Source organism: Xanthomonas arboricola pv. juglandis, assembly GCF_001013475.1.
In the GTDB taxonomy this organism is placed as follows: domain Bacteria; phylum Pseudomonadota; class Gammaproteobacteria; order Xanthomonadales; family Xanthomonadaceae; genus Xanthomonas; species Xanthomonas arboricola.
In genome coordinates this window covers 762538-774789 of record NZ_JZEF01000003.1, presented here as the reverse complement: position 1 = coordinate 774789, position 12252 = coordinate 762538, and the positions used below count along the sequence as shown (strand labels likewise).

Here is a 12252-nt window from a genome sequence, read left to right as displayed (position 1 = left end):
CCTCAGGTTCTTGAAGTGGTTCGAGACCTTTCCATGTGCTGACAACGACGATGTCATCTGCGTCAGCGCGCTGGCTTCGGTCTCCACCACGCGGTGCTTGTCTTCCGAATCCGGATGCGCTGCATCGAGAACATCCGGATGCGAACGACCGCTCTTGAGCGGCCGCCAGCGCGTGGCGATCGGCCGTCAGCCGAGTGTGGATAGCGTGGAATTGCAGTGTGTGCGAGTGATCCATTCCGATCCCACGCAGCGGCCGCGCCCGCCTCACGGCAAGCGCGGCACGTTTTCAACCGCTTCTAGAATTCCAGCACGATCTTGCCCAGATGGCCGCCCGCCTGCTGCAGCGCGAAGGCCTCGGCGATATCGTCGAGCGCGAAGGCGCGATCGATCACCGGCCGCAGCGGCAAAGCATCCAGTGCACGCACCAGTTGCTGCTGATGCAGGCGGCTGCCGACTACCAGCCCCTGCAGGCGCTGCTGCCGGCCCATCATTTCCGCAGTCGGCACCGGGCCTGCGGCACCGGTCAACACGCCGATCAAGGCGATATGCCCGCCTACCCGCGCAGCGCGGATCGATTGCGCCAACGTGCCCGGCCCACCGACCTCGACCACATGATCCACGCCACGGCCATTGGTGATCTCCAGCACCTGCGCCGACCACTCGGCATGCTGTCGATAATTGATGACATGGTCTGCGCCCAGCGCGCGCGCCTTGGCCAGTTTTTCGTCGGACGACGATGTCGCGATGACGGTGGCACCCATCGCCTTGGCGAACTGCAATGCAAAGATCGACACACCGCCGGTGCCGAGCACCAGTACGCTATCGCCGGCCTTGAGTCCGCCGTTGACCACCAGGGCGCGCCATGCGGTAACGCCGGCCGTGGTCAGGGTCGCAGCTTCGGCATGGCTGTAGCCGGCCGGGGCATGCGTGAACGCATGGGCGGCGGCCACCACCGCAGAGCGTGCATAGCCATCGACGCCATCGCCGGGCGTGGTGGCAAAGCCGGCATGCAGCGGCTCACCGTCCAGCCACTCGGGGAAGAAGGTGGACACCACATGATCGCCAACGGCGAACTCATCCACTTCCGGCCCGACGGCTTCCACCACCCCGGCACCATCGGACATGGGGATGCGGCCCTCAGCGGTCGGCATCTGCCCGGACACCACGCCAAGGTCATGAAAATTCAACGAGCTTGCATGCAGCCGCACCCTGATCTGACCGCGTGCCGGCTGCCCGGGGTCGGGCAAGGCAACACTATGTAATGCATTCAGGCCTGCAGGCTGAGCTAAACGAATCGCGCGCATGGGGGGCGCTCCTTACTGTGATCGATCTTCGGGATAACACGCCGGGCGTTATCCGCATGCAGTCGAGCTGGCTTTCGACTCCGTTATGAGCTAGTGATCCTCGCAGCATTTAGCACGGTGATGAGAGCAGGCGGGACAGCAGCGCAGTCGCACGCCGGGTGAGCTGCCGTACAACGCATGAGGCATCAATCACAGATCGGCATTGCGCCACATGATGCAAACGATTCCACGCGGCGCCCACGGCTAAGCTGGCACGGCGGTTGCAACGTCCTGATGTCCAGACAGGTAACTCACGTGACATCACCCGGCAAGCGGCGACGGCAACGAGCACAACGCATCGCGTTGCACTTTGTGCTGAGCATTTCGTGCCTGCTGCTGCTTGGTTCGGAATACTGGTCCATCCACGACGAGCGCACGAGTGCGCTGCGTACCGCCGAAGCGCAATCGTTGAACCTCGCCAATTCGCTGGCGCAGCATGCCAGCGACACCCTGACGATCGCCGACGCCGTGCTGTCGGGCTTGGTATCACGGGTGGAGCACGACCAGGGCTCGGCCAGCGCGCGACTGGTCATGCATGACTTTCTGGTGCATGAAGCGCGTCGCTCGGACCGGCTGCATGGCATCTTCATCTATGCAGCCGACGGCGACTGGGTGAGTTCGTCACTGAACAGCACGCCCAGGAAGCACAACAACGCCGACCGCGCCTATTTCAAATATCACCGCGACCATCGCGACGCCTTGTCGCTGGTCGGACCGCCGGTGCAGAGCCGCTCCGATGGCAGTTGGGTGCTCACCTTGAGCCGGCGCCTCAACACCCCCCGCGGCGAATTTGCCGGCGTTGTCCTGGTCACGCTGCAACTGAAGTATTTCCAGAACTACTACAGCACCTTCGAGGTCGGCCCGAACGGTACCATCGGCATGACCAATGACGACGGCATCGTGCTGGTACGCCGGCCCGACAAACCGGGCGTGATCGGCACCTCGATCGCAGGCACCTCGATCTACGTCGCCATGCGCGCGCGCAGGCACGGCACGGCCACCTATCGTTCGCCGATCGACGGCGTGGAGCGCATTTCCAGTTTCGCGCCAGCACAGGCCTATCCATTGACCGTATTGACCGGCGTCGCGGTCGATGACGCGTTGGCCAACTGGCGGCAATCCGTGCGCCAGCGGATCGTGATCGCTACCCTGGGATGCGCGTTGCTGTTGGGCGTCGGCATCTGGCTGGATCTGCAGTTGCGCCGCATGCATCGCAACGAGGACAAACTCAGCTCCGAAGCCTGGATCGATGCACTCACCGGCATTGCCAACCGTCGTGCGTTCGACCACCGGCTCTCGCGTGCCTTGCAGCAGGCTGTGCATCGACAGGCACCGCTGTCGGTGCTGATGATCGATGTCGATCATTTCAAGCTCTACAACGACACCTATGGCCACGTCAACGGTGACGCCTGCCTGCGCCTGGTCGCAGGCGCGATTGCCGGTTGCTCGCGGCGCAGCGAAGACGTTGCCGCGCGCTACGGCGGCGAAGAGTTCGGCATGATCCTGCCGCAGACAGATGCTGCCGGCGCACTGCGGCTGGCCGACGCAATCCGCAGCGCCGTCGCCGGGCTCGGGCTGATGCACCTGTCCAGCCCGACCAGCGCGCACGTCACCGTCAGCGTCGGCGTAGCAACGTTCGAACCGGGCGAAACGCCACGCACTCCGGATGCCTTCGTGCACGACGCCGACTCGGCCTTGTATCGCGCCAAGCAAAACGGCCGCGACCGGACGTCGGCATAGCGCAACTGGTAGTAAGAACTGCCCGCAACGTCAGGCAGGCGCGGCCCATGTCCGGAATCGGCATGTGTCAGGCAGACACACCATGGGTGCGCGGCGTTCTCAGCCACCTGACGATTGCGCGCGAGATGCTGTTAGCCACGCTTGGTCGAGACTGGTGAGCGGCATCGTCGTACCGACCAGGTCAACCTGCGCGTCCAGGGCGCTTTGGAACAGCCCGGCCTGCGTCGATGCAATCAGCGACCGGCAAGCAAAAGGCCCGCGCGATGCGGGCCTCTTGAATGACAGGCAGGCTTGGCTACCGATCAGAACGGGATATCGTCGTCGGCAAAATCGTCCATCGGCGGTGCCGACTGCTGCTGGGCCGGCTGCTGACGACGCGGGGCGTAATCCTGACCGCCACCCTGACCACCACCGCCACCGCCTTGCTGCTGGCGCGGCGCCTGGCTGCGCTGCGGGCGATCGCCGCCCATGCCGCCACCACCGCCGCCTTCGCCACGGCCGCCGAGCATCTGCATCTCATTGGCGACGATGTCGGTGCTGTACTTCTCCACGCCGTCCTGGCCGGTGTACTTGTCGTAGCGCAGTTCGCCTTCGACGTACACCTGCGAGCCCTTGCGCAGGTACTCGCCGGCGATCTCGCCCAGCTTGCCGAAGAACACCACACGGTGCCACTCGGTGCGCTCCTGGTTGTTGCCATCGCGGTCCTTGCGCATGCTGGTGGTGGCCAGACTCACGCGCGTGATCGCCATGCCGGCCTGGGTGTACTTGGTGTCGGGATCGTTGCCGAGGTTGCCGACGAGGATGACTTTGTTGATGCCGCGGGCCATAGATGCTTCCGAGATGGTGCGCCGGCGCCAATGGGCGCGGCGGTGAATGTCTTGGTGCCAATGTTACCGCACCTGCCGGCCACGGTCCCGGCGGATCGCCGCAGCGCCGGGCCGGGAAATGCCGCGCCGGCAGGTCGGAATCCGGATGCTCCCGGACAGGCCCGACGCTGGCGCCGCAAGGGTTTGCGGCCACACCGGAGGCCATCGGACACGGCCAGCGGGACGGATCTGGCCCAGACACCTATAATCGGCGCACATCACGAACGCCTGCGCATGACCATCGCCGAAGACCTCCCCACCGTCCTGGGCCTGCCCCAGATCCAGTCCCTCGCCGCGCCCGACATGGCCGCGGTCGACGCGCTGATCCGCCGCCGTCTGGCCTCGGATGTCGTGCTGATCAACCAGATCGCCGATCACATCATCTCCGCCGGCGGCAAACGCCTGCGGCCGATGCTGGTGATGCTGGCCGGCCACGCCGCTGGCGGCTCCGGCCCGGAGCACCATCAACTGGCGGCGATCATCGAGTTCATCCACACCTCCACCCTGCTGCATGACGACGTGGTGGACGAATCGGACCTGCGCCGCGGGCGCAGCACCGCCAATGCGCTGTGGGGCAACGCGCCCAGCGTGCTGGTCGGCGATTTCCTGTATTCGCGCAGCTTCCAACTGATGGTGGAGCTGGATCGCATGGAAGTCATGCAGATCCTGGCCGACACCACCAACCGCATTGCCGAAGGCGAGGTGCTGCAGCTGCTGCACGTGCATAACCCCGACACCGACGAAGCCGCCTACCTGCGCGTGATCGAGCGCAAGACCGCGGTGCTGTTCGCCGCCGGCACCCGCCTGGGCGCGCTGGCCTCGGGCGCGGATGCGCAGGTGCAGCAGCGCCTGTACGACTACGGCATGCAGTTGGGCTTTGCCTTCCAGATTGCCGATGACGTGCTCGACTACGCTGCCGACGCCGCGGATCTGGGCAAGAACCTGGGCGACGACCTGGCCGAAGGCAAGGCGACCCTGCCGCTGATCCACGCCATGGCGCACTCGGATGCGGGCACCCGGGAGCGCCTGCGCCAGATCGTCGAACAAGGCGATGCGAGCGCAATGCCCGAAGTGCTGGCGGCGATTCACGCCACCGGCGGCCTGGACTACAGCCGCCAGCGTGCCGCCGAATATGCCGCCGCTGCCGAACAGGCGCTGGACACGTTGCCGCCCAGCCCCGCGGTTGCCGCATTGCGCGGGCTGGCGCGGTATGCGGTGCAACGCACGCACTGAGCCGGGTGGTAGGTTTCGCCTGCCGCGCTCACTGAACGGGCTGTCAGGCGGCGGTGCACCCTCGCCTTTCCGGCGGAAACGCTGCCGCAACCCATGCCAGGGTTGCGGCGCCTCGTCACACGGCCTCTGAACGCGTCACACACCGATGCCGCGTGCGCCCCGTCCAATCCATATTCGGGATCCGCACCTCGCTCCCGCACCGCATCTCCGCGCGCCATCCGCCACACCCGACGACCGCCAGTGCGGCGGTCAGCCGCACCTGGCCACCTCATCAATCACCAAAGCGTTCGTCGAAGAAATCGCCGAGCATGCGGTAGGCACGTTTCGCCGCACGCGGGTTGTACAGGCAGCCTGGCGGGCTGTTGGCATCAGCTTCGGCAAAGCAATGCACTGCACCGCTGAAATTGACGAACTGCCAGTCCGCGCCAGCCGCATTCATCTCGGTTTCGAACGCGGCGATGTCCGCCTTGCTTACGCTCTTGTCGTCGGCGCCATTGAGTACCAGCAGCGGCGTCCTGGCCGAGCCGGCCGTCGCCGGGCTGGGCGTGGCGATGCCCCCGTGCAGGCTGACAACACCGGCCAGCTGCGCACCGGCGCGCACCAGCTCCAGCACCGTGGTGCCGCCGAAGCAGAACCCCACCGCACCGATGCGCGATGCATCCAGCGGCGCCTTGCCGGCCTGCGCCTTGAGCACATCCACTGCTTTCAGCGCGCGGGCGCGCAGCGTCGGCGGGTCCTTCTTCAGCGCACCGGCAAACTGCCAGGCCTCACTGTCGTTGGCCGGACGTTTGCCCTTGCCGTAGACGTCGGCAACCAGCACCACGTAGTCGTCGCCGGCCAGTTGCTTGGCCTTGGTGACCGCCGAATCGTTGACGCCGCGCCAGTTCGGCACCATCACCAGGCCTGGGCGCTTGGCGGCACCGGCGTCGTCGTAGACCAGCACGCCGCTGAAGGTGTCCTTGCCGACCGTCCATTCCAGCGGTTTGGCCTGCATCGCCGCCGCAGCGGGCAACGCCAGCGACGCCAAGACACCGAACAACCCAACGCCACGCCATCTCCATTGCTTGTGCATGTGCCTGCTCCCGGGAAGGTCCGGCGAGTGTAGGCGCTGCCGCCGTGCAGGCCGGGTCAGCGTGGATGCCGACGGACCGATCGCATCGGCTTTTTGCCAAGGCCGTCGAAAAAACCCGGTGCGGATGGCGCCGTCGCTCCGCGCGCGAGCAACGCAGCGCTACTGCACGCCCAAGCCGGGAATCGCGCTGATCGCCGCCGGATCGAACCCGGCCAACTGGGCGAAATGGCGGCCGCGCGCGACATAGTCGCTATAGGCGCCGAAGCTGGGCGCACCCGGCGACAGCAGCACCAAGCCGCCCTGCTCGCCCAGCGCCTGGCGCGCCAGCCGCATCGCGTGCTCCAGGTCGTCGGCAGCATGCAGGCCGAAGCGGCCGCTCGCGGCCAGCGGCGCCAGCAACGCATGGATCCGCGGCCCGTTCGCGCCCATGGTGACGATTTCCAGTGGCGCCTGCTGCGCCATCTGCGCGGCAAAATCCTGCCAATCCAACCCGCGATCGTGGCCACCGACCAGCAAGGCCACACGGCGTTGCGCAAAGCAGGCCAGCGCTGCCAGTGAAGCATGCGGGGTGGTGCTGATGGAGTCGTTGACGTAGCTGATGCCGTCCACGCTGCCGAGCAGCTGCAGGCGGTTCGGCAACGGGCGGAAGCTCGCTGCGGCCGGTGCCAGCGCCGCAGCGTCCAGCCCCAGGGCCTCCAGCGCTGCCAGCACCGCGCACAGGTTGCGCCGATTGTGTTCGCCGGGCAGCGGCACGTTGGCGGTGTCGAACACCGGCTGCTCGCCGCGATACACCACATCGCCACGCAGGTGCCAGCCATCGGGATGGTTGAACCAACGCACCTCGCTGTCGGGCAACTGCAGTTGGGTCAGATGCGGATCGGCAGCATTGAGCAAGGCAATGCGCGGGCGGCCTTCGGTGACCAGCGCCAGTTTGTCGCGCACGTAGCGCGCCTCGTCGCCATGCCAGTCCAGATGCTCGGGAAACAGGTTCAGCACCAGCGCCAATTCCGGACGCGCGCCGCTGCGCCCCACTTCGCCGGTCTGATAGCTGGACAACTCGATCGCCCAATAGCCCGGCGGCGGTTGCGGCGCCAGCACTTCCAGCAAGGGTTGGCCGATATTGCCGACCAGGGCGGTGCGATGGCCGGCCGCGCGCAGCAGATGCGCCAGCAGCGCGGTGGTGGTGCTCTTGCCCTTGGTGCCGGTGACGCAGATGGCGCCAGGCACATAGCCGTCAGGCTGCGCATGCTCGGCAAACCACAACGCGGTGCCGCCGATGAATTGCGTGCCGTGCTCGGTTGCGGCGGTGTGCGCCTCGGGGCGATACGGGCTGATGCCGGGCGATTTCACCACCACCTCGAACCGGCCCAGCGCCTGTGCGCTGGCGTCGGTTTCCACGTGCAACGCAGCATCGGCCAGCGTCTCGAGCTCGCGCGCTTCGTCGGCGTTGCAGAACACCGTCAGCGATTGGCTGGGCAACGCGGCGCGCAGTGCGCGGTACGCGGCGCGTCCTTCGCGCCCCCAGCCCCATAACGCAACCGCCTTGCCCTCAAGCTGCGAAATTCGCACGCACGCGCTCCCACAGCGCCGACGGAATCCGGTGTTCGCCGTCGATGGCCAGCAACGGCTCCAGCTGCAGCGCCTGCTGGTCCAGCTGCGGCTGAATCTCGCGGATGAAACGCAGCACCAGCGCGTCTTCCTTCCATTCAGCACGGCTGGCCAGCACCGCCATCGCCGCGCGCGATTCGCGCCCTTCACCGACGCATTCGAACGGCTTGTGGTCCTGGAATTCCAACAGCGCATCGTAGCCGCCGGCCTGGGTTGCATCGTCGAGCAGATTGCGCCCAAAGATCTTGACCAGCCGCGTCTTGGGCATGAACGGTGCCAATGCCAGGAACACGAAATGGCACTTCGGGCAAACCCCGCACCAGCGATGCACCGGGCGCTCGCCCATGATGTGGAAGTTGCGGTTGCAGCTGGAAAAATGCGCGTCGTAGTGATCGGTCTTGGCGAACTGGCGCGCTACCGCCAGCTCCGACAACGGCCGCAGCAGCGAGTAATAGCGCAGGTCGGCCGCCACGTGCCGCTGCACGTAATCGCCGAACGCCTGCTCGAACGCCCAGCCCTTGGACCACTGGTGATTGACCTCGCCGGTGCCGGGAATCTGGCTGCCGTAACTGGCCGAACGCTCGTTGGAAAACACCACCTGGTCCACGCCATTGAGCAAGGCCGACAACACCAGGATGGCCGAGTTCACCGCGGTGACCGGGATATGCCCGTTCCAGGCGCCCTGGCGATTGAGCTCGAACAATTCCGGCGCCAGCACGCGGCCGATATTGAGCACCGGCAGACCGGTGCGCTCGGCGCAGGCCCGGATCAGCTGCGAGCCGCCGATCCAGCTGACGGTCTGGTCGATGCCGGCATGCCGCAGCGCTTCGATGCTGACCAGCGAATCCTTGCCGCCACCGATCGCAACCAGGGCGTGCTCGCGCAGGCCCAACGCCGGCGCATCGGCAGCAGCCGGCGCAGCCACCGGGAAGTGGATCTTGCCGTGCAGGTTCAAGCCATTGCGATAGGCGAACTCGCCCAGGCCGTGCAGGTAGACGCTTTCCACCAGCGCAGCGGTATCGGCATCGATGCTGTAGCTGTCGATGGCAATGGTCGGCGGCACTGCGGCCTTGTAGTAACTCACGCCCGCAATGAGGTGCAGCAACTGCAAGGCCTGTTGCACGGCGGCGGCACGCGCGCCGTCCAGCACGAATGGCGCGCCGGGCACGGCAACGGTTTCCACAAGTTCCGGCCCCTGATCGAAGGCATACACCAGCGTCGCCACGCCGGTCTGCGCGTCGAGTGCGCAACGCACGAAACGGAAGGTGGAAATCTGGTGTTTGTCGAAAGCGCTCATGGACTACCTGCAGGAACACGTACGCGACGCAGATAACGCCGGCACAGGACATATTCAATCATGGAAAACGGCACCGCAGCCCACAGCAGCGGCAGGCAACCGAACAGCACCGCCAGCAACAGCACATCCGGACGTGCAGCCGTGGCATCGCCGGACACCGCGAAGGCGACGGCGAGATACAGCGCCACTACCGGCACATAACTCAGCGCGCTCAACAACACCGTGCGCACCGCCATCCCGCCACTGCGACGCGTGGGAACCCGCGCATCGCGCCGACGTTGCCAACGCCCGGCCAGCCACGCGCCGATACCGGCAGCGACCAGCGCAGGCAGCGCCCATTTGAAGGTGTCGCTCCACGGCATGCCCAGGCTCAGTTGCTGCAGCGCGGTGGCGAACACGATCGCAGCACCACCGGCCAGCGCACTGAGTGCAATGAACTCAGCCTGCGGGCGCATCGATCACCTCTTCGCGCGGCAATTCACGCTGGTTGTAAGTGCTGGCCATCGAGTAGCCGTAGGCACCGGCATCGGCCAGCAGCATCACATCGCCCGGCGCGGTGGCGGCAGGCAGACGACGGCGCTTGCCGAACACATCGGAGGATTCGCAGATCGGCCCGACGATATCGAAGCTGCCATCGGCTGGCGCATCGAGCTGGCTGAGGTTTTCGATGTCGTGCCAGGCGTCGTACAGCGCGGGGCGGATCAGCGTGTTCATGCCTGCATCCAGGCCCACGCGCTGCACGCCGTCCTTCTCGATCACCTGGGTCACCTGCGCCAGCAGCACGCCGGCTTCGGCCACCAGGTAACGGCCCGGCTCGATCGCCAGCCGGTAGCCCGGATGCACCGCCTTGACCTCGGCCAGGCCCTTGGCCCACAGCTCCAGATCGAACGGCTCGTCCTCGGCGCTGTACGGAATCGGCAGGCCGCCACCGATATCGATGGTCTCCACCGTGCCGATGCGGCGCGCGAAGCCGGCCAGTTCGTCGTACATCATCCGCCAGTGTTCGCCGGTCTCCACGCCACTGCCCAGGTGCGCATGCACGCCGGTGATGGTGACTTCCAGCGTGCGCGCCACTTCCACGAATTCATCCACGCGCGTGGACGACAAGCCGAACTTGGACGCCTTGCCGCCGGTGTTGACCTTCTCGTGATGGCCGTCGCCGTGCCCCAGGTCGATGCGCAGCCACACGTTGCGGCCACGGAACACCTCCGGCCAGCGCCGCAATGCTTCGACGTTGTCGACGGTGACGGTCACACCCAGCGCAAATCCGGCTTCGTATTCGGCCTTGGGCGCGAAACTCGGGGTGAACAGCACGCGCCGCGGCGACAGCTCGGGCAAGGTATCGAACACGCGGCGCAGCTCGCCGTGCGAGACGCATTCCAGGCCGAACCCGGCCTGTTCCAGCGCCATCAGGATCGCCGGATGCGCATTGGCCTTGATCGCGTAATAGCGCTGATCCACCGCCGCAATCTGCGCCAGCGCCTGCGCCCGCGCACGCACCGTGGGCAGGTGATAGACGTAACGCGGCGTGCCGGCCTTTGACAGTGTCAGCAGGTGCGCGCGCTCGGCATGCCACCACGGCGTGGGCCGCGGCCGCACCGAGCCGATGATCTCGCGCCAGCGCGGCCCGAACACCTCGCCTTCGCTCACCGGCATCGCACCGCTGTCGATCAGTTCCGCATGCAGGATCGGCAGCAGGCCATCGGCATCGGCTTCGTCGATCACGAAGGTCAGATTCAGGTCGTTGGACGACTGCGAGATCATGTGCACACGCTCCTGCCCGAACGTGGCCCACACGTCGGAGAGCTTGTGCAGCAGCGAACGCATGCCGCGCCCGACCAGGGTGATCGCCGCACACGGCACGATGATCTTGACCTTGCAGATCTGCGACAGATCGGCCGACAACGCCGCCAGCACATCGGTGTTGACCAGGTTCTCGGACGGGTCCAGCGACACGGTGACATTGGTCTCGGCCGAACCGATCAGGTCCACCGACAGGCCATGCTTCTTGAACAGCGTAAACACATCGGCCAGGAAGCCCACCTGCTGCCACATGCCGATGCCTTCCATCGACACCAGCACGATGCCGTTGCGCCGGCTGATCGCCTTGACGCCCGGCACCGGCTCGGCATTGCCGTCGATGCTGGTGCCGGGCAGATCGGGGCGCTCGGTATCCAGGATCGCCATCGGCACGCCGGAATCGCGGCATGGCTTGATCGAACGCGGATGCAGCACCTTGGCACCGGTGGTGGCGATTTCCTGCGCCTCGTAATAGTCCAGGCGGGTCAGCAGCCGCGCGTCCGGCACGTCCTTGGGATTGGCGCTGAACATGCCGGGCACATCGGTCCAGATTTCCACCCGGCTGGCACCGAGCAGCGCACCGAAATACGCCGCCGAGGTATCCGAACCGCCACGCCCCAGGATCGCAGTGCCGCCATCGGCGTGCCGCGAAATGAAGCCCTGGGTGATCAACAGGCGCGTGGGCTGCGCATCGAAACGCGCGCGCCAGTCGGCGTCGGACTGCCACTGGCAGGACACCGACAGGCGCTTGGACCATTCGCTTTGATTTGGCTGCGGCGGCAGCGCCGACAGCCACTGGCGCGCATCCAGCCAGCCCATATCCAGGCCGCTGGCATGCAGATACGCCGCACCGATAGTGGAAGACAGCAACTCGCCCTGCCCCAGCACCTCGGCCTGCCAGTCCAACGTGCGCGTTGCCGCGCGCGCGTCGCCGATCAATGCATGCAGCGCGGCAAGGCGCTCGCCCAGCACTGCATCGGCATCCAGCTCCAGCTCGGCCAGGAACTCGCGATGACGCTGCTCCAGCGCTGCCACGCGTTGCGCGCTGTCGGCAGCGCCATCGGCAATCGCCGTGAGTTCGTTGGTCACGCCCGACAGCGCGGACACCACCACCAGCACGCGGCCGCCGGTCTCGTTGGCCCGTTTGCTCGCCAGTTTTCCAATCGTGTCCCAGCGATGACGACGCGACACCGAGGTGCCGCCGAACTTGAGGACGATCCAACGATCGGTAGAGTGGGGAGCTGACATGGAGATAGGCGTTTAGGATGAGGGGGAAGACGCCCGGTACGCCGG

The 12252-nt window shown here is 66.3% G+C and carries 9 protein-coding genes; 2 read left to right on the top strand and 7 right to left on the bottom strand.

Annotated elements, in window-relative coordinates; genetic code table 11:
- Window positions 1-296 precede the first annotated feature (296 nt).
- The gene (locus tag XARJCFBP2528_RS14090) at window positions 297-1304 is read right to left on the bottom strand and encodes a zinc-dependent alcohol dehydrogenase family protein (protein WP_026064292.1); all 1008 of its coding nucleotides are present in this window, start codon (window positions 1302-1304) and stop codon (window positions 297-299) included.
- Between the two features lie 273 nt (window positions 1305-1577).
- On the opposite strand from XARJCFBP2528_RS14090, the gene XARJCFBP2528_RS14085 reads away from it, so the two are divergent.
- Window positions 1578-3083 (top strand): sensor domain-containing diguanylate cyclase, encoded by a 1506-nt coding sequence (locus XARJCFBP2528_RS14085; protein ID WP_196246128.1) that lies wholly within the window; start codon window positions 1578-1580, stop codon window positions 3081-3083.
- A gap of 302 nt (window positions 3084-3385) precedes the next feature.
- On the opposite strand, the gene XARJCFBP2528_RS14080 is transcribed toward XARJCFBP2528_RS14085, so the two are convergent.
- A complete protein-coding gene (locus XARJCFBP2528_RS14080; RefSeq protein ID WP_016902371.1) occupies window positions 3386-3910 on the bottom strand; it encodes a single-stranded DNA-binding protein in 525 nt (174 codons plus the stop codon).
- Between the two features lie 273 nt (window positions 3911-4183).
- On the opposite strand from XARJCFBP2528_RS14080, the gene XARJCFBP2528_RS14075 reads away from it, so the two are divergent.
- Window positions 4184-5182, top strand: coding sequence for a polyprenyl synthetase family protein (locus XARJCFBP2528_RS14075; RefSeq protein WP_016902370.1), 999 nt, complete (start codon window positions 4184-4186; stop codon window positions 5180-5182).
- A 271-nt stretch (window positions 5183-5453) separates the two neighbouring features.
- Here the strand turns inward: XARJCFBP2528_RS14075 and XARJCFBP2528_RS14070 are convergent, their stop codons facing one another.
- From XARJCFBP2528_RS14070 to XARJCFBP2528_RS14050, 5 genes are all read right to left on the bottom strand, one after another.
- Window positions 5454-6254 (bottom strand): dienelactone hydrolase family protein, encoded by an 801-nt coding sequence (locus XARJCFBP2528_RS14070; protein ID WP_026064290.1) that lies wholly within the window; start codon window positions 6252-6254, stop codon window positions 5454-5456.
- Window positions 6255-6413: 159 nt separating this feature from the next.
- Window positions 6414-7823, bottom strand: a complete 1410-nt coding sequence (murD, locus tag XARJCFBP2528_RS14065; protein WP_016902368.1) for a UDP-N-acetylmuramoyl-L-alanine--D-glutamate ligase — start codon at window positions 7821-7823, stop codon at window positions 6414-6416.
- Window positions 7804-9159, bottom strand: coding sequence for a UDP-N-acetyl-alpha-D-muramoyl-L-alanyl-L-glutamate epimerase (gene murL / locus XARJCFBP2528_RS14060; protein WP_016902367.1), 1356 nt, complete (start codon window positions 9157-9159; stop codon window positions 7804-7806). The genes murD and murL overlap by 20 nt, the downstream gene beginning before the upstream one ends.
- Window positions 9156-9614: a membrane protein gene (locus tag XARJCFBP2528_RS14055; RefSeq protein ID WP_016902366.1), complete on the bottom strand. Its 459-nt coding sequence runs from the start codon at window positions 9612-9614 to the stop codon at window positions 9156-9158. The genes murL and XARJCFBP2528_RS14055 overlap by 4 nt, the downstream gene beginning before the upstream one ends.
- Window positions 9598-12207, bottom strand: coding sequence for a bifunctional aspartate kinase/diaminopimelate decarboxylase (locus XARJCFBP2528_RS14050; RefSeq protein ID WP_016902365.1), 2610 nt, complete (start codon window positions 12205-12207; stop codon window positions 9598-9600). Before XARJCFBP2528_RS14050 ends, XARJCFBP2528_RS14055 begins: the two co-directional genes overlap by 17 nt.
- Window positions 12208-12252: the final 45 nt, after the last annotated feature.

Coding starts and splice junctions, on each gene's coding strand:
- XARJCFBP2528_RS14090 (WP_026064292.1), bottom strand. CDS start 1,304: ATGCGCGCGATTCGTTTAGCTCAGCCTGCAGGCCTGAATGCATTACAT.
- XARJCFBP2528_RS14085 (WP_196246128.1), top strand. CDS start 1,578: ATGTCCAGACAGGTAACTCACGTGACATCACCCGGCAAGCGGCGACGG.
- XARJCFBP2528_RS14080 (WP_016902371.1), bottom strand. CDS start 3,910: ATGGCCCGCGGCATCAACAAAGTCATCCTCGTCGGCAACCTCGGCAAC.
- XARJCFBP2528_RS14075 (WP_016902370.1), top strand. CDS start 4,184: ATGACCATCGCCGAAGACCTCCCCACCGTCCTGGGCCTGCCCCAGATC.
- XARJCFBP2528_RS14070 (WP_026064290.1), bottom strand. CDS start 6,254: ATGCACAAGCAATGGAGATGGCGTGGCGTTGGGTTGTTCGGTGTCTTG.
- murL (WP_016902367.1), bottom strand. CDS start 9,159: ATGAGCGCTTTCGACAAACACCAGATTTCCACCTTCCGTTTCGTGCGT.
- XARJCFBP2528_RS14055 (WP_016902366.1), bottom strand. CDS start 9,614: ATGCGCCCGCAGGCTGAGTTCATTGCACTCAGTGCGCTGGCCGGTGGT.
- XARJCFBP2528_RS14050 (WP_016902365.1), bottom strand. CDS start 12,207: ATGTCAGCTCCCCACTCTACCGATCGTTGGATCGTCCTCAAGTTCGGC.